Source organism: Caulobacter sp. ALps2, assembly GCF_058681635.1.
On record NZ_JBZWKE010000002.1, the window covers coordinates 118,422 to 135,699 of the forward strand.

The window sequence follows — 17,278 nt, forward strand, 5'->3', positions numbered from 1 at the left end:
GAGCCTTAGTCGATGTCCACCGCCTTCCGCCGCGCCCAGGAGCGCTACGGCGACTCCTTGCCGACCGAGACGCCCTATCAGCGCGCCGGCCAAATTCATGACGACCGCGACGGCGCCAAGCTGGCCGCGGCCCGCAACTGGCGGCTGATGGCGTTTGCTTGCGCCGGTCTCGCGGCGCTCTCGTTGGGGGCCTACATCTACGAGCGCCAGGACACCAAGATCGCCACCTATGTGGTGCCGGTCGACCGCTACGGCCGGCCCGGCCGGATCGAGCCGGCCGACCGCACCTATCGGCCAGGCCAGGCCGAGACCGGCTATTTCGTCGCCGACTTCGTGCAACTGGTGCGGGCCAAGAGCACCGACCCGGTGGTGCTGCGGCAAAACTGGGTGCGGGCCTACGCCTTCGTCTCGGGCGACGCCAAGGCGACCCTGACCCAGCACGCCCGCGACCACGATCCCTTCGCGCGGGTCGGCGACGAGGCCGCCACGGTCGAAATCGTCTCGGTGTTGCCGCGCAGTCCCACCACCTACCAGGTCCAGTGGCGCGAGACCGTTTACGATCACGGCGCGGCCCTGCCCGCTCAGCGCTGGACCGGGCTGTTCACCGTCGCCCACACCCCGCCGCGCAACGAGGCCCAGCTTCGCGCCAACCCCCTGGGCGTCTTCATCACCGCCTTCCAGTGGAGTCGAGACCTATGAGCGGCCCTGTCGCGCCTTGGCGCCTGTCCGTCGCGGCCCTGGCGGTCGCCCTCCTTCTGGGCCTGGTCCCCGGGTCGGCGCCGGCCGCGCCCGATGGTCCCGCTCCAGCGGCCAAGTCCGGTCCCTCGCCGGCCGCGCCGATCCGGGCGGCGCAAACCCAGCAGATCGCCTCGGGCGGGGGAACAGCCGCCGCGCATGCCGCGCCGAAGCCCAGGCGCCGGGCGGCGCCGAGGCGGGTTCGCCGCGAGGCGTCCGGACCGATGGCCACCATCGCCCTGGCCAACGCCCAGGCCCGCGACTGGCCGACCCCGGCGGCCTACGTCAATTCGGCGCTCTATTACGACTTCGAGCCCGGCCGGCTCTACACCGTCCACACCAGTCCAAGGTTCCTGACCACCATCGCGCTCAAGCCCGGCGAGAAGCTGATCTCCAAGGCCGCCGGCGACACGGTCCGCTGGGTGATCGGCGAGACCAGCGCCGGAGCCGGCGAGGCGTCCCAGGTGGTGGTGTTCGTCAAGCCGATCCGGCCGGACCTGCGCACCAACATCGTCCTGACCACCGACCAGCGGACCTACCTGATCGATGCGGTCAGCAACGCCGGCGGGGTCTACACCGCCGTCCTGAGCTGGAACTATCCGCAGGACCTGGCCAAGGCCGCCGCCGCCGAGCGCGTGTTGGCCCAGCAACAGGCCTCGGCCGTCGCCGCCGACGTCGCCGTCGACCGCCTGAATTTCCGCTACCGCATCGATCCCAAGGATCGGAGGCCGCCGCGCTGGACCCCGGTGCGGGTCTTCGACGACGGGGCCAAGACCTATATCGAGTTCCCCGCCGATCTGGCGACCGACCAGGCTCCGCCGCTCTTTCTGCTGGGCGACAAGGACCGCGCCGAGTTGGTCAACTACCGCCAGAGCGGGACCTTCTATGTCGTCGACCGCCTGATCGATCGGGCCGAGCTGCGGATCGGCGAGGGCCGCCAGAGCATCGTGCGCATCTCGCGCCAGGGCGGCGCCCGGTGAGCCCAGCCGCCCACGGCGATGGTTCCGCGGAGCTGGACGCGTCGGCCTCGGCCAAGGCCGCCCCGCGCTCGGTGCTCGATGCGCCGCGCCGGCCGATCGCCCGCTATCGACCCGCGGTGATCCTTTCGGGCGTGCTGGGCGTCCTGCTGCTGGTCGGGATTGGGTTTCTGATCGCCTTCGGCGGCGGCCGCAAGGCCGCCAGGGCGCCGGCCGAACCTCAGGCCAGTCCCGAGGCCGCCACCACGGCGCCAGTCGACGCGCGCCTGCCGGCGACCTATGGCGATCTGCCCCCGCCCAAGGCCTCGCCGTTCGCGCCCGCCGCCCCGGCGTCGGGTCCCTCTGGGACTCTAGACGGCGGCCAAGCGCCGGGTTCGCCGACCGGGCCGGCCGGCCCCGGCGCCCCACCCGACCCGGCCGCTCGCCAGCGGGCCGACGAGCGTGAGGCGGCGCGACGGGCCGGGCCGTTCTTCGGCGGGGCCCCGGCTCCCGCGGCCCAGGCCTCCGCGCCGGCCGCTGCGGATTTCTCGCTGGGCGCGGCGGCGCCGGTCGCTACGCCGGGCGACGGGTCTCGTCCCAAGGAGGCGTTCATCGCCCGCGCGGGCGCGGCCGGTCCCACCTATGCGCCCAGCCTGCCGCAGGCGGCGCTGTCGCCCTACGAGGTCAAGGCCGGCACCGTCATTCCGGCCGCCTTGATCACCGGCCTCAATTCCGACCTCCCCGGCTTGGTCACCGCCCAGGTCACCGAACCGGTGTTTGATCATCGCACCGGCCGACGGGTGCTGATCCCGCAGGGCGCGCGGCTGATCGGCAAGTACGACAGCCAGGTCGGCTATGGTCAGGACCGGGTGCTGCTGGTCTGGACACGGCTGATCTGGCCATCGGGACGTTCGGTGGACCTGGCCGGCATGACCGGGGCCGACGCGACCGGGACGGCGGGCCTGACGGACAAGGTCGACACCCACCTGCCGGTCCTGGCCCGGGCCATCGGCCTGTCGACCCTGATCTCGATCGGCGGGGCCGCGGCCCAGAACAGCATCGCCCGCGGCAGCGAAAACCTGGTCCTGCAGGATGGCGCGGGCGGGATCGCCGCCCAGGCCAGCCAGACCGGCCAGCGCCTGGTCGAGCGCGACCTGCAGCGCGCCCCGACCTTGCGCATCCGTCCGGGCTTCCCAGTGCGGGTCATGGTCGACAAAGACCTGATCCTGCCGCCTGAAGTCGTGGGAGGTCGCTGATGCGTCGCGACTCGGGCGGCGAGTCCGATTCTTCTTCAACTCAAGACGTTTATTCGCGCGTCCCCGGTATTGGGCGCTCACCTTTATTAGTTCCGGTGGCCGGAATCGCGATCTTATCGTCCGCGCCATGACGACCGCACGCGACCTCGAATATCACGCGCAGTACCAGAAGCGTCTCCGGGCCGAGGCCCGGGCGCGCGGCAAGGGACAACTGAACGCGCTGGTGGATAGGGATCTCATCGACAGGCTCGATGCGATGAAGGACGGGCGCGGGTTCAACAACCGCACGGCGGCTCTGGAGCAAGCGCTTCGGGAGTACTTCGAGCGGGGGCAATCGGAAAGGAACCGTGCCGTGAGCGCATAGAAAAACCCGGCTCGCCGAAACGCGCCGGGCTCTCCAGGTCATTCGCTAGACGGGGCGCCAACCCCGACCGAGCTCTCAAGTCCTGCTCTTTCTAACCGAATCACCGACATCGCCGCAATCCAAAAACGCGCGTTCGCGCGACGGGAACTTGTGCGCCTGCGGCCTCCCCAAGGAGGAGCAGGATATGCAGACCGTCTCGAACGGGATCGGTGACGTGCGCCGTCTGGCGGACGCCCAGTGGGCGGCCGCCAAGCTCGCCGACACCTACCAAGGCCTGCCGGAGGGCATCTCCAAGGCCATGCTGCTCGATCGTTTCGAGCGGGCCGCGCCCCGGCTGGGGCTCGGCGACGGGGTCGTGCGCCTGATGCGCGCCCTGGTGCGAGTCACCGCCGAACAGGACTGGATCGGCCGCACCCGGCCGATCGCCTGGCCCTCCAACGATGCGCTTTGCGAAGAGCTGCAGCGCTCGCGAAGCTGCGTCCAGGGCCTGATCCGCGCGGCGGTGCGCGCGGGCCTGGTCCACATGAAGGACAGCGGCAACGGCAAGCGCTGGGGCTATCGCGACGAGCGCGGCCACATCGTTGAGGCTTTCGGCTTTGATCTCGCGCCGCTGGCCGTGCGCTGGGACGAGTTCGCCGACCTGGCGGCCGCCCGCGGCCTCGAGCAGGCCCAACGTCGCCACCTCAAGCGCAAGCTGGGCGAGATCCGGCGGGAGATCCGCACTGTCTGCGCCGACGCGCTCCATCGCGGCTATGGCGGCTTCGACTGGCACGGCGCTGTCGATCACGCCCTGGGCCGTCTTCCCCGGACCCCCTCTCTCGGAGAGCTCGAGGCGCTGCACGAGACGTTCCAGGCGCTGCTGGCCGCCGTGGATGCGGCCTGGGTCAGGGCCCGTCAGGACGGACAATATAAGCCCAGGGGCGTCGTGGACGAAGCCCAGAAAGAACCTACAACCCAGCCAAGATCTGAAGGATCAACGTATCCATCTCTTCGGAGAGAGGTAGTCGAGCCGTCGGCGCGAACGACATCCGCCTCGGTGGCGGTTGAACCTTCGCGGGTGGAGGCGCTGGTCAGCGACGAGGTGATCCCGCTGTCGCTGGTGCTGGAGGCCGTGCCCGAGGTCGGCGACTATCTGGAAGATCTGGCCGGCGCCGCGTGGGAGGACCTGGTCGACGCCGTCGGCCGCGCCGCGCCCCTGATGGGGATCAACCTGTCGGCCGTTCGCGAGGCGCGGGAGGCCATGGGCCGAAACCGCGCCGCTGTCGCCCTGACCACCATCCTGGCCCGCTGGAAGGACGGCGAGATCAGGAGCTCGGCCGGCGGCTATCTGCGCGCCATGTGCGAACGCGAGAAGGTGGGGTGCCTGCACCTGCTGCCCAGCCTGTACGGGCTGAAGGACCGGTTCGGGAAAACGCCGCCCAGGCGCGGGGAACGATGAAGGCGCTGCGGGGTCCAGCCCTGTGCGGCACAGAGGCGATTTGGCGCCCCGAAGTTCGGGCGAGGCGCGCCGGAAGTCGCGCTCTGCGTGAAAATCGACTATCGCCATGCGCTTCTGGCCGGGAGGGCGCGATCGATGGATGAGACCAATCAGGCCAGCGCGCCGGCCGGGCTGGCGGGGTACTATTACCAGGTCGACGTCTCGATCTATGTCGCCCTGGACCTGATCATCGCCCAGAAGCGCCTGGACAGGATCACGTTGGAGCCCGCCAACCACGAAGACCTGGCGGGCGACCTGACTGACGAGGCAAGAGCGAGCGCCGCCACGGCGCTGGGCCTGGCCGACGACCGTCTGATCGTGCAGGCCAAGCTGCGCAACACCGAACCGTGGAGCCTGGAGGATCTCGAGAAGCTGATCGCCCGTCGCGACGCCGAGGAGGATCAGTCCGCCGCCGATCGGCGGCGCAAGTCGCCCGCCGCCCTGCTCAACGGCGACGCCCAGCTGCGCTATCTGCTGATGACCAGCGCCGACCTGAAGGGCAAGGCTCGAGACCTGGGCGTGCGCGCCGTCGGCCAATGGCCGGCGACCCTGCCCGCCACGCTCGCCAAGCTTGTCCCCCAGGGAGCCGGGAGGATCGGCGTTCTGGCCCAGCTCGATGAGCAAAAACTGGAAGCGCTGATCCGCGAGCTTTTGCTGGTCACCTGCAAGGTCCCGCGCATCCACGTCGAGGCTTGCCTGGCCAAGCTGCGCGAGATCGCCCTGTGGCACATGAAGAACGGACCGTCCGACTGGACCCGCGAGGCCCTCGAGGCCACGATCGCGGAATTCGAGGGCTATCTGTCCAACACCTCCCGGGTCGCCGCCTTCGTCAAGCCGACCAACTGGCGCGAGCTGGTTTCCGCCCTGGAGACGCGAAACGCCATCGTCATCGTCGGCAGTTCGGGCACCGGCAAGACGACGGCCGCCGACATGCTGCTCGACCACCTGAAGACCAAGATCGACGGGGCCTTCAAGGTGGTCACGGTCCGGGGCCCTTACGACGTCTGGAACTATCGTGATCCGTCGCCGGTCGTGTTCATGATCGAGGATCCGTGGGGCAAATACCGGTTCCACGCCGATCACCGGGCCTGGAACACCGATCTGGACCGCATGCTCCAGGAGGCGCGCAAGGACCGCCGCTTCATCGTCACGACGCGCTCGGACGTGCTCTCGGAGGCGGGAGCCACGCGGCTGAACGCCGAGTGGTTCGTCCACCTGGAGACGCGGCACTACGGGCAGAAGGAGCGCTACCAGCTGTTCGAGAACCGCCTGCGCGACCTGCCCGAAACGCTCAAGCCCAGCGTCCACGCCGCTCGCGGCCGGATCCTTGAGCGCCTCGAGAGCCCCTATGAGATCCAGAAGTTCTTCGACGGCCTGCGCGACGGCGCCCGATCGGGCGAGACGACGCCCGAACTGATCAGCCGCTCGATCGAACGGTCCCACTACGACGCCATCGAAACCACCATCGTCGAGCAGATCGAGGATCGTGACGACACGCCGGCGGCCATCGCCGTCTGGGGGCTGCTGAAGGCGCGCCCGCAGCTCTCATGGACGGCCATCCCCGACATCACCCTGGCGCTGGGCGACAAGGACCACACGGTCGAGGACCGGGTGGAGCCCCTGATCCGCTTCATGGCGGCGGGCCGCAACATCCGCCAGCCCAAGGACGTGATCAGCTACTACCATCCTCGCGTCGAAGCCGGGCTGGAGCGGGTGATCAAGGCCAACGCCGCGCGGGCGGCCAGGCTGCTGGGCCATCTGGTCGATGTGCTGCACGACCAAGACGACGGCGACGCCGACTGGGGTCAGGAATCCGCCGCCCAGCTGGTCCAGGGAGCCAGGCGCGACGATGTCGCCATCCGGCTGTCGGCCGCCGCCCAGGCTCGCCTGGACGGGTTCCTTCGCCGGCGGCTGGCGGTCAAGGGCGGCCAGCTGGACCACGACCTGAAGCTGGCGGCGGACGTCGGCGCCGTCGGCGACACCATTGCCGACCTGGCGCGATGGCTCATGGCGAGGGGCAAGCTGTTCGGCAATCTCGATCATTGGCGCGACACCAAGCCGACCAAGGCCCAGGCCGAGGTTCTGGCGGCAGATCCCGACGTCCGGGCCCTGGCGGGTCGGTTCGTGCGCGAACTCCTGGCCGGCCCGCGCGACCGCTTTCCACAGGACTTCGCCAAGCGCCTCTCGCGGGTGGCCGGGCCGCAGACCGACGCCTTCCGCGATGCAGCCCTGGGCATGGTCGCCGACGGCCAGAGCTGGAATTCCGAGGCCGTCGCCCGCGGCGCGATCGTCGATTTCGACGGGTTCGAGCCGGTCGTGACGGCGGCGATCGCCGAAAGCCGCAAGCTTCTTGGCTCCAATGACGACCAGCTGTGGCTGGAGATTCGCAACGGCGAGCATAGTGAAGGCTATGAGGAGTACCTGGCGGAGCGATATTACGACCAGGGCGATACGGCCGACACCTTCATCAAGGCTTTCCTGGCGGACCTGCGTCGGTTGCGCGGGTGGCGAGCGATCCTCGCCCGACCGGACCGCGACGATCTGCTGTGGACCTGGATCGGTCTGGCGGCAGAGCCCGAGGCCACGCCCGAGCCGGAGGAACTGGAGGCCCTGGCCGACGCATGCCGCGGGCATCGTCACGAATCCCGGTTTTGGGACCTGGCCGAAGACACATGGTCTCCCCGGCTGGCCGGACGACTGGCCGCACGGTTGGATGATCCCTCGCTCGACGGATCCACGCGCCGCGCGGTGATCGAGGTCATGGCCCGGCACGAGCCCGAAGCCGTGAAGGCCGCGCTCGGCGCCGCCGCCCAGGCCGCAAACCTGGGCGAGGTGTTGCGATGGATGACGGACTTGAAGGCCGCCCAGCAAGGCTACGGCGTCAAGAACGCCGTGGTCGACTTCGCCAAGATCGCGCCGTCGGCAGCCGAGCCGTTCCAGACCCTGGCGCGCCTTGTCCTGACCGGCGAGGCCGCGCCGCTTTCGGACGAGGACGCCACCAGCCTGAACAAGATCGACGCTTCGGGGGTCCCCGACCTGCAGCTGGCCAAGGCGCGATTGCTGGCGGCCTCGGGCCGGGACGCCCGCGACCTGATCGAAGGGCTGCTCGCCACCCCCGGTGTGAAGGACGAGGATATCGCCAGGGCGGTCACGGCGTTTGGCCTGGCTGTCGAGCTTGGACACTGGGATGTCGTCGAGGCCGGTCTTGGCCACCGGTTCGCCGATGTTCGGCGCGCGGCCCTGGTCGCGCTCGCCCCCCGCGAACCCGATCCCCTTTCCGCGCGCCTGCTGGCCCTGGCGGGCGACAAGGGAAGCCGGGTGCGTCAGGCCTTGGTCGACCTCCTGAAGCAGAGGCCCCACCCCGCCCTCCAGCCGACCCTGGTCGCTCTGACCAAGGATCGTTGGAGCCGGGCGCAGACCTATTATGGCGAAGAGGCCAGCTTCCCGATCGCCGAAGCCGCCGCCGATCTGCTGGCCCAGCAAGCCCCGCTGTCGCCGGACACGGTGGAAACGCTGCTGGCGACCGCCCTTGAGACCGAGGACACAGATCTGCTCCACGCCTTGCTGGGCGCCGTGGCCGCTCAAGGCGGCGACACCGGTCTCAATCGCTTGGCCGATATCGTCCTCGAACAGGGGCGTCCGACGATTCACGCCGCGGCCGCCCACGCGCTCTATCGGGCGGGCGTGGTCGCGCCCTCGCGGGCCGCCCGGTTCGACCTGCAGCAATTGACCCGTCGCGCGGCCTGGATCGCCAACAATATGGCCCTGGCCATCGGGACCACCGGCGAGCCGGACGCGACCTTGCGCCTTGCCAAGGCGATCGGCGCCGATCCGCAGAGGGCCGCCCTCTTGATCCCGATGAGCTTCGCGGCTCTGCGGCGAGACCTCGACCTGGCCGACGCCATCGCCGGGCTCCTCCCCGAGGCGGTCAGTCAAGGAATGAAGGCGGCCTTGGCGGGCGGCGCGCCGATGCCGCGAACGGTTTTGGAGGGATTGGGCGAGTTCAGGGTGCGTGAAGCCGTGATGTCCAGCTTGCCAGGCCTGTTCCAGCCCACCCGCCGGAAAGGGTGAAGGGAGGGCCAGGCCGGCGGGCCGCTGGTTTGCGGTCGCTGGAGCCTTGCCATGTCCCTTAAATCCATTGTCAGAGCGCTTGGGGGCGATCTCTATGCCGGAGGTCGTCGCGCCAACATCCCCGCCCCGGGCCATAGCCGACGGGATCGATCGGTGTCCCTGTTGGAGCGCGACGGTCGATTGATCATCCATACGTTTGGCGACGGGGATTGGCGCCGGGTCCGCGACGATCTTCGCGCCAGGGGCCTGCTGGGCGACGGAGCCGACGACCCGGCGGCCTCGCCGCGGCGCCCGGGTCGAGACGAGGACCGGGCGCGCCGCCGGGAGGTCGCCCAGGCCCTTTGGGCCGACGGTCGAACGGTCGCCGGAACCTTGTCCGAGCGTCATTGCCGGCTGCGGGGCCTGGTCGGCGATCCGCCCGGACCTTCGGCGCTGCGGCACCACGGCCTGGTTCCGCTCTCGGTCTATCGACCGGGCGCGGCCACCCGGCCGGCCTTGCTCGCTGGCGTCTGCGATCGCGACGGGGCGATCACGGCCGTCGAGATCACCTACCTGCGGGCCGATGGCCACCGCGCCTCGGCGCTGCGGCTGGCGCGCAAGACGGTCGGCTGCCTCGCGCCCGGCGGCGCCGTGCGCCTGGATGTCGCGGTTGAAACCCTGCTCGTCGCCGAAGGCGTCTTCACCGCGTTGTCGGCCCGGCGCCGCTTTGGCCTGCCGGCCTGGGCGCTCCTCTCGACCTCCAATCTCCGCGCCTGGCGTCCGCCCCCGGAGGTGCGTCGGGTGATCATCGCCGCCGATCGCGGCCGGGACGGGGAGGCGTCCGCGGCCGCCCTCGCCCGCGCCCTCGAGACGCTCGGCGTCGCGACGAGGATCGCCCTCCCGCCGCCGGGGTTCGGCGACTGGAATGAGCTGGATGCGGCCGAGGCGCGCGGCCGCATCGGCGGGCAAAGGGGGGAGTGAGGGACCGGGCGGGTGCGCCCGATCGGCAGGATGGTCCTGTCTGGGGCGCTGGAGCCGCCTCATGTCTCGTTCGTCTTCCGCCAAGGCCTTGGTCCTTGCCGCCGCCTCGCCCGCGCCGTCCGACAACCGCATTCGCGTGCCTTTGCGCGACCTGGGCCTGGCGCCCGAGAACCTCCGCTTCGACGAGGCCGCCGATGAACGCATCGGCCAGTTGGCCGACACCATCGCCGCGGCCGGCGTCATCGTCCCGCCGATCGTCCGCGCGGGCCGCAAGGGCGAACAGCCCTATATGGCGCTGGACGGCCGTCGACGCCGCCTGGCCTTGCTCGACCTGGTCGATCGCGGCGTGATCGACGAGGACTATCCGGTCGAGTGCGTCCTGGCGGTCGGCAAGGCCGCCCAGGCCGCGGCGATCGTGCTGCCCAACGCCGAGACCGCTCCGGTGCACATCGCCTCGATCATCATGGCGATCGGCAGCCTTCGCAAAGCCAAGATGGACACCGCGTTCATCGCCGCCTCGCTCGGCTATTCGGAACTGGAGATCAAGCGGCTTGAAGCCTTGGCCGGCGTGCACCCGACCGTGCTGGCCGCCCTGCGCCAGGGCCGGCTGACCCTCAAGCAGGTGCGCAGCTTCGCGCGGATCTCCGACAAGACCCAGCAGGCCCAGCTGGCCCAGTCGGCGCTCGATGGGCATTTCCAGGAGTATCAGCTGCGCAATCTCGTCGAGACCGGACGGGTGACCACCGAGGATCGCCGGTTCCCGCTCGTGGGCGAGGCGCGCTACCTGGCGGCGGGCGGCCGGTTGGATGTCGACCTCTTCGGCGAGCTGCCCGATCGGGTGCTCGATCCGGAAATCCTGGAGCACGCGTGGCGCCAGCGCATCGCCCCGCTGATCGCCAAATTCCAGGATCGCGGCCTGGCGGTCTTTGTGGGGCCTGACGCCGGCTACCGCGCGCCCGACGATTTCGAGAGCCTGCCGTTCGTCTATCACGGCGACCTTTCGGAAGCGCAGAAGACGGCCCGCGCCGAGGCGCGCGACCGTGTCGATGAACGGCTGGAGGCCCTGCGCGAGGTCGGGCTGGTCGCCGACGACGCCATAGAGGCGATCGACGCGGTGCTGGTCGCCCGCCAAGAGCACGCCGCCTGCGTCCTGGGCCGCCTTACCCTCGGGGCGCTGCTGCTGTCGCCCAACGCCGAGCGCGGCGTCGACGCCACCTTCTACACCCCCGAGCCGGAGGATCTCGAAGCGAGCGAGGAAGAGGACGGCGACGATGGGGACGACGATGGCGCGCGCCCGAGCCGGCCGGCCGAGGTCGTCGATCTGGTGACGCCGAAGGTCGTGGTGTCCGTCGAGGGCGTCAGCCACAGCCTGCACGAGGTGCGCACCGACCTGGCCACCCGCGGCCTGATCCGCGACCTGGCCGACCATCCGGGCGCGGCGCTCACGGCCCTCGTCGCCCAGCTCTTCAAGATCCTGGCCCTGACCACGCACACCTACCAGGATGAGTCGGCCCTGGCGGTCACGGCGGCCAAATATACGCGCGGGGGCATGACGCCGCATCCGGCCCTCGACGGTGAGGTGCGCGCTCGCCTGTCGGCCCGGCGAGAGGCCTATCTGGCCAGCGGTCTGCGACCGATCGGTTTCGTCGACGCCCTGCCGCACGGGGAGAAGATGGCGTTGCTCGCCGAACTGGTCTCCGTAAGCCTCAACGTCCGGGAGCAGCGCACCAGCTTGGTTCGCCACGCCGCGCGGACCGAGGCGGCCGAGATCGCCGAGCTGTGCGACGCCGACCTCAGCGTGCACTGGACGCCGGACGCGACGTTCCTGGCCGCCCACTCCAAGGCGCAGCTGATGGCGATGCTGGACGAGATGAAGGTCGAGGATGCGCGCGCCGCGACGCTGAAGAAGGACGAACTGGTCAGCTTCGTGGCCGAGGCCGCGGCCGAACGTCAGTGGGTTCCCGCCGCTCTGGGCTGGAGCGCCGCGGTCGAGGATGACGAGCCTGCGGCCGATGAGGCCGAGGGTTCGGACGTTGCGCCCGAGACTGGCGACGCGGGCGGCGATCCGGCTTCCGCTCCACTGGTGGAAGCCGCCGAGACGGTCGCGGCCTGACCGACGCGAGCCCTCGCCGCCGGGCGAGGGCTCGACCCTTGCAGCCGCGAGGGGCCCGGACGGTCCTCCAAAGGTCGAGGGGATGGGGGCGGGGCGAGCCCGTCGGGTCTGGAGGGAAGCGCCCTCCGCGGCGGGTGAGCCAGGATCTCGCCATGACCGCATCGCTGCCCTTGTTCGCCGCCGACGCCGCGAGCGCCGCCGACGCCAGCGCCAATATCCTCTCCGCCGCCAGGGCGCTATCGGCCCACCTCAACCGCTCGCGGTCGCTGGAGCGCAAGCTGATCGCCGGCGTGATGACCACGGCCTTCGGCGCCTCGGACGCCGAGGGGGCCTGGAGCTGGCGCGACGCCTACGACGCGGTCGAGGCGGCCATGGTGCTGCAGATCCGCCGCCTGACCCCGCAGGTCTCCCGGCTGGAGGACGCCCCGGCCGAAATCTGCGCCCTGCTGGCCAGCCTTTCGGCCCTCACCCCGACCCAGACCCGGCGCTCCGAGGAGCAGGTCGACCTGGATCAGTTCTCGACGCCGCCGCAGCTGGCCGCTCTGGCGGTGCTGGCCGCCCAGATCCGTCCGGGCGACCAGGTGCTGGAACCATCGGCCGGCACGGGCTTGATCGCCGTGATCGCCGAGGCCTGCGGGGGCAGGCTCTGGCTCAACGAACTGGCCAGCGGCCGCGCCGCCCTGCTGGACGGTCTCTTTTCGCAGGCGAGCCGTTCGCGTCACGACGCGGTCCATCTGAAGGACCTCCTGGCCGCGTCAGGCGCCTTCGACGCGGTCGTGCTCAACCCGCCCTTCCAGCACCTGGACTCGCATCTGGCCGCGGCCCTGGCGACCCTCGCCGACGGCGGGCGCCTGGCGGCGATCGTTCCAAGCCGAATTCTGGACGATGCGCCGGCTCTGGCCAGGCTCGAGACCGGGGCGGCGATCGTCGGCCGGATCGCCTTCCCGCCCAGAGCCTATGCGGGCCATGGGACGTCGGTGGAAACGGGTCTTCTGGTCATCGACCGCGGCGTCGCCGCCGATCGCGCCGCCCTCGTCGCCTGCGCCGACCTCCCCGAAACCGCCCAGGCCGCTGCGGCCATCACCCCGCGCGCGACGGCCAAGCCCAGAAGCTTCCACGCCGTCTCCCGGACGGCGGTCCTGGCGCCCAGGGCGCGATCCCTGGCCCTGCCCACGGACCGGATGGGCCTTCTCGCACAGGTCGCGGCCCTGGACTACCGGATCATCGACTGGAGCGGCGAGGGCCACGACGTGGGGCTCTACCAGGCCTACCGCCTGGGCCGCATCGCCATCGACGGCGCCCCCGTCCACCCCTCGGCGTTGGTCGAGTCGCGACCCATGGCGTCGGTCGCGCCGCCCGCCCCGACCTATCGCCCCGTTTTGCCCGTCTCGATCCTCGCCGAGGGCCGGCTCTCCGACGCCCAGCTGGAGACGGTGATCTATGCCGGCGAGGCCCATGCCGCGACCCTTCCCGGCGCTTGGGTCATAGGCGAGGCCGCCCATACGGCCCTGCCCGCCACCGCGGAGACGGAAGGGGCGGTCAGCTTCCGGCGGGGATTTTTCCTCGGCGACGGCACGGGCTGCGGCAAGGGCCGGCAGATCGCCGGCGTTATCGCCGACAACATGGCCCAGGGCCGCGTTCGCGCCGTCTGGCTGTCCAAGAACGACGCCCTGCTCGAAGACGCCCGCCGCGACTGGGGCGCGATCGGCGGCGGGGCGCGTGACATCGTTCCACAGAGCGCCTGGAAGCAGGCCGACGCCATCCGTCTTGACCGAGGCGTTCTCTATTCGACCTACGCGACCCTGCGCCAGCCGGCGCGCGGCGCGAAACCCTCGCGCCTCGACCAGATCGTCGCCTGGCTTGGCGAGGACTTCGACGGCGTCATCGTGTTCGACGAGGCCCACGCCATGGCCAACGCCGCCGGCGGCGGCAAGGGCGCGCGCGGTTTCAAGAAAGCCTCGCTACAGGGGATGGCGGGCCTGGCGTTGCAGAACCGCCTGCCCAAGGCGCGGATCGTCTATGTCTCCGCGACCGGGGCCACCACGCCGGAGAACCTGGCCTATGCGGCGCGCCTGGGCCTGTGGGGCGGGACCGAGGCGCCGTTCCTCAATCGCGAAGCCTTCCTCACCGCGGTCGAGGCCGGCGGGGTGGCGATGATGGAGCTGATCGCGCGCGAGCTAAAGGCGCTCGGCCTCTACATCGCCCGCTCGCTGTCGTTCGACGGCGTGGAGTACGAGGCCCTGGGCCACGCGCTCACCGAGCAGGACGTCACGATCTGGAACGCCTGGGCCGACGCCTACCAGATGATCCACCGGAACCTGCGCGCGGCCCTGCAGGCCACCGGCGTCGCCGACGGGGACGGCAAGGTCAAGAGCGCCACGGCGGCCTCGGCGGTGATGTCGGCCTTCGAAGGGGCAAAGCTTCGGTTCTTCGGCCATCTTCTGGCCGGCCTGAAGACGCCCAGCCTGATCGCCGCGATCCGCGACGATCTCGCCAAGGACCGCTCGGCCGTGATCCAGGTCGTGTCGACCAACGCCGCGGTCATGGAGCGCCGCCTGGCCCAGATCCCAGTGAAGGAGTGGAACAACCTCTCGATTGACATGACGCCGAAGGACCAGGTGCTCGACTATCTGATGTCGGCCTTCCCGGTTCAGGCGATGACCGAGGTCGACACCGAGGATGGCGGAACGACCGTCGTCCCGCTTTACGAGGACGGCCGCCCGGTGCTCAGCCAGGAAGCCCTCCGCCTGCGCGAGGCGACCATCGCCGACCTGGCTTGCCTCCCCGCTGTGCAGGGGGTGCTGGACACGCTCCTCGACGTGCTCGGTCCCGACCTCGTCGCCGAGGTCACCGGCCGGGCGCGCCGGGTCGTCAGCCGCGATGGGCGGCGGGTGGTCGAGCGGCGCGCGCCTTCGGCCGCCAAGGCCGAGACCGACGCCTTCATGGGCGGCAAGAAGCGCGTCCTGGTGTTCTCGGACGCCGGCGGGACCGGCCGCAGCTACCACGCCGACCTCGCCGCGGCCAATCAGCAGCGACGGGTTCACTATCTGGTCGAGCCCGGCTGGCGGGCCGATGCGGCGATCCAGGGCCTTGGCCGCTCGCATCGCACCAACCAGGCCAGCGCGCCGCTGTTTCGGCCGGTGACCACGGAGATCCATGGCGAGAAGCGCTTCCTTTCGACCATCGCCCGGCGCCTGGACAGCCTGGGCGCCCTGACGCGCGGTGAACGCCGGACCGCCGGCAACGGGCTCTTTCGGGCCGAGGACAACCTGGAAAGCCCGTGGGCCCACCGGGCCCTGCAGGCCTTCTATGTCGCGCTTCACTTCGGCCAGGTCGAGGCCATGAGCCGCGAGGCGTTCGAAGCCAAGACGGGCCTGTCCCTGCTTGACCACGAGGGCAATCTCAAGGACGCCGACGATCTGCCGCCGATGAACACCTTCCTCAACCGGCTGCTGGCCTTGCGGATCGAGGACCAGAACGGCCTGTTCGCCAAGTTCGAGGCGATCCTGGGGGGCATCCTCGAAAAGGCGGCCGCCTCCGGCGCGCTCGACAAGGGCATGGAGGACGTGGTCGCCGACGACCTCGACGTCTTGGGCGAAGAGGTGCTGCGCACCGACCTGACCACGGGCGCCGAAACGCGGCTCGTCCGCTTCGCGGTGCGCACCCGCCGATCCCTGATCACCGCCGACGAGGCCCTGGCGGGGCAGGACGCGGCGGGCCTGATCTACGGGGTGAACGCCAAGTCGGGTCGCGCCGCCCTGATCGTCCAGGGCCTGACCACCACGGACGATAATGATCGCCTGATCCAGGCCGTGCGCCTGATCCGCCCTGAAAAGCGCACGATCGCGCCGCTCAAGGCCTTCGAGGAATCGGCTTGGGAGGCGACGGACGAGGCGGCGTGGCGGGCGGCGTGGGCCGCCGAACTGGCCGCGGCCGATCCGTGGATCTCGCGCGAGCTCGCCCTGGTCACGGGGCTACTCTTGCCGGTCTGGTCGAGCTTGCCCAGCCGGCAGGCGACCGTGCGCCGGGTCAAGGCGCCCGATGGCCGGCGGTGGCTGGGGCGCACGCTCGATATCGGCCAGGTTCCGACCGTGAAGGTGGCCTTGGGCCTCACCGACATGGCCCAGGCCGTCGCCGACGGATCCCTGGCGCGGCGGATGATCCTCGAGGAGGGCGCGGCGATCGCCCTGGCCGGCGGCCTCTGGCTGCGCCGGGCCCGGGTCATGGATCGCTGGCGGGTCGAGGTGGTCGGCGCGGCGGCCCAGCGCCAGGCCTTCCAGCTGCTCGGCTGCTTCGTCGAGATCATCAACTATCAGCCGCGGGTCTTCGTCCCCGTGGACCAGCCGGCGACCTTCACCGCCTTGCTTGAGAAATGGCCGGCCCAGACCGTCCTGCCGGCGGCGGCTTAGCGCACCGCGCCTTTCCGGGGCCGAGATCGGCCGTGGCGTTGGGCGGCCCCGACGTGGGCCCGGGGCCGCCCGCGTCGGGTCAAAGGGAAAGGAAGGGCGGTCGGAGGCGGGCGATCCGGAAATCCGTCCGGCGCCGGCCAGCTGGAGGACTCCATGTCCGCCTGCCTTCCCCCACTTTCTCCCGACACCGCGACCGCCGCTGATCAGACTGCGGTCCTCGACTCTTCGCCCGAAGGCTTCGGCGTTGGCGAGGTCCTCGCCGCGCGCGATTTCATACCGCAGACGGCTTCGGCCGAGGCCGTGCGCCAGGTCGCCGCGCGGATGGACAGCGCGGTGCTGTCGGATGTGGAGATCCTGCATCTGCACCTGGCCGCCAGCGACCGGGACGAGGCCCTTGGCAACGCCGAGCGCCTGCTCGAGCGGTTTGGCGGCCTGGCGGGCGTCCTGGCCGCGGACGTCGCGGAGCTGCTGCGTCATGTCAGCCCCCAGTCGGCGGTGAACCTCAAGCTCGTCCGCGAGATCACCTGCCGGGTGAGCGCCGCGGCCTTGACCGATCGCCAGCTGCTCACCTCGTCCAGGACGGTCGCGGACTATTTCGCGATCCAGATGCGCGGCCTGCCGCGCGAGGAGTTCTGGGTGCTGTTCCTCGACAAGCGCAACCAGCTCATCGTCGTGGAGCGGCTGGGCCAGGGCACCACGGACCATGCGCCCGTCTATCCGCGCGAGGTCCTGCGCCGCGCCTTGGAGGTCGGGGCCAGCGCCCTGATCGTGGCCCACAATCATCCATCAGGCGATCCCGCCCCCTCGCGGGCCGACCTGCAGATGACCAAGGCCCTGGCCGACGCGGCCAAGGCCCTGGGCCTGGCGCTGTGGGACCACATGATCATCGGCAGCGACAGGGTCCTCAGCCTGAAGGCCGAGGGCCTTATCTGATCGG

General features: G+C 70.6%; 10 protein-coding genes. All 10 read left to right on the top strand.

The genetic code is table 11. The annotated features are described in order from the left end of the window. Positions 1 to 12 precede the first annotated feature (12 nt). The 10 genes from trbF to radC all read left to right on the top strand — a co-directional run bounded on the left by trbF (position 13) and on the right by radC (position 17,274). Positions 13 to 699, top strand: coding sequence for a conjugal transfer protein TrbF (trbF, locus tag ACW173_RS25605; RefSeq protein ID WP_492086218.1), 687 nt, complete (start codon positions 13 to 15; stop codon positions 697 to 699). Then, positions 696 to 1,715: a P-type conjugative transfer protein TrbG gene (gene trbG, locus ACW173_RS25610; RefSeq protein WP_492086219.1), complete on the top strand. Its 1,020-nt coding sequence runs from the start codon at positions 696 to 698 to the stop codon at positions 1,713 to 1,715. Before trbF ends, trbG begins: the two co-directional genes overlap by 4 nt. Beyond that, positions 1,712 to 2,947 (top strand): TraB/TrbI/VirB10 family type IV secretion system protein, encoded by a 1,236-nt coding sequence (locus ACW173_RS25615; protein WP_492086220.1) that lies wholly within the window; start codon positions 1,712 to 1,714, stop codon positions 2,945 to 2,947. The genes trbG and ACW173_RS25615 overlap by 4 nt, the downstream gene beginning before the upstream one ends. A gap of 127 nt (positions 2,948 to 3,074) precedes the next feature. Further along, entirely contained in the window at positions 3,075 to 3,311 is a 237-nt protein-coding gene (locus ACW173_RS25620) for a ribbon-helix-helix protein, CopG family (RefSeq protein ID WP_492086221.1), read from the top strand. Positions 3,312 to 3,495: 184 nt separating this feature from the next. Continuing rightward, on the top strand, positions 3,496 to 4,749 hold the full coding sequence (gene repC, locus ACW173_RS25625) for a plasmid replication protein RepC (RefSeq protein ID WP_492086222.1): 1,254 nt from the start codon (positions 3,496 to 3,498) through the stop codon (positions 4,747 to 4,749). 135 nt (positions 4,750 to 4,884) lie between these two features. Next, positions 4,885 to 8,859, top strand: a complete 3,975-nt coding sequence (locus ACW173_RS25630) for an nSTAND3 domain-containing NTPase (RefSeq protein WP_492086223.1) — start codon at positions 4,885 to 4,887, stop codon at positions 8,857 to 8,859. 153 nt (positions 8,860 to 9,012) lie between these two features. Then, positions 9,013 to 9,819 carry a toprim domain-containing protein gene (locus tag ACW173_RS25635; protein WP_492086224.1) on the top strand — a complete coding sequence of 269 codons (807 nt, stop codon included), beginning with the start codon at positions 9,013 to 9,015 and terminating at the stop codon, positions 9,817 to 9,819. A gap of 61 nt (positions 9,820 to 9,880) precedes the next feature. After that, complete coding sequence (locus ACW173_RS25640) at positions 9,881 to 11,932, top strand: chromosome partitioning protein ParB (protein ID WP_492086225.1); 2,052 nt, start codon at positions 9,881 to 9,883, stop codon at positions 11,930 to 11,932. Between the two features lie 152 nt (positions 11,933 to 12,084). Continuing rightward, positions 12,085 to 16,341, top strand: a complete 4,257-nt coding sequence (locus tag ACW173_RS25645) for a strawberry notch-like NTP hydrolase domain-containing protein (protein WP_492086226.1) — start codon at positions 12,085 to 12,087, stop codon at positions 16,339 to 16,341. Between the two features lie 153 nt (positions 16,342 to 16,494). Further along, positions 16,495 to 17,274, top strand: coding sequence for a RadC family protein (gene radC / locus ACW173_RS25650; protein ID WP_492086064.1), 780 nt, complete (start codon positions 16,495 to 16,497; stop codon positions 17,272 to 17,274). Positions 17,275 to 17,278: the final 4 nt, after the last annotated feature.

What these genes read in the sequence shown, in the direction of transcription:
- radC (WP_492086064.1), top strand. Translation starts at nt 16,495, where the DNA reads ATGTCCGCCTGCCTTCCCCCACTTTCTCCCGACACCGCGACCGCCGCT.
- trbG (WP_492086219.1), top strand. Translation starts at nt 696, where the DNA reads ATGAGCGGCCCTGTCGCGCCTTGGCGCCTGTCCGTCGCGGCCCTGGCG.
- ACW173_RS25645 (WP_492086226.1), top strand. Translation starts at nt 12,085, where the DNA reads ATGACCGCATCGCTGCCCTTGTTCGCCGCCGACGCCGCGAGCGCCGCC.
- ACW173_RS25620 (WP_492086221.1), top strand. Translation starts at nt 3,075, where the DNA reads ATGACGACCGCACGCGACCTCGAATATCACGCGCAGTACCAGAAGCGT.
- ACW173_RS25640 (WP_492086225.1), top strand. Translation starts at nt 9,881, where the DNA reads ATGTCTCGTTCGTCTTCCGCCAAGGCCTTGGTCCTTGCCGCCGCCTCG.
- trbF (WP_492086218.1), top strand. Translation starts at nt 13, where the DNA reads ATGTCCACCGCCTTCCGCCGCGCCCAGGAGCGCTACGGCGACTCCTTG.
- repC (WP_492086222.1), top strand. Translation starts at nt 3,496, where the DNA reads ATGCAGACCGTCTCGAACGGGATCGGTGACGTGCGCCGTCTGGCGGAC.
- ACW173_RS25630 (WP_492086223.1), top strand. Translation starts at nt 4,885, where the DNA reads ATGGATGAGACCAATCAGGCCAGCGCGCCGGCCGGGCTGGCGGGGTAC.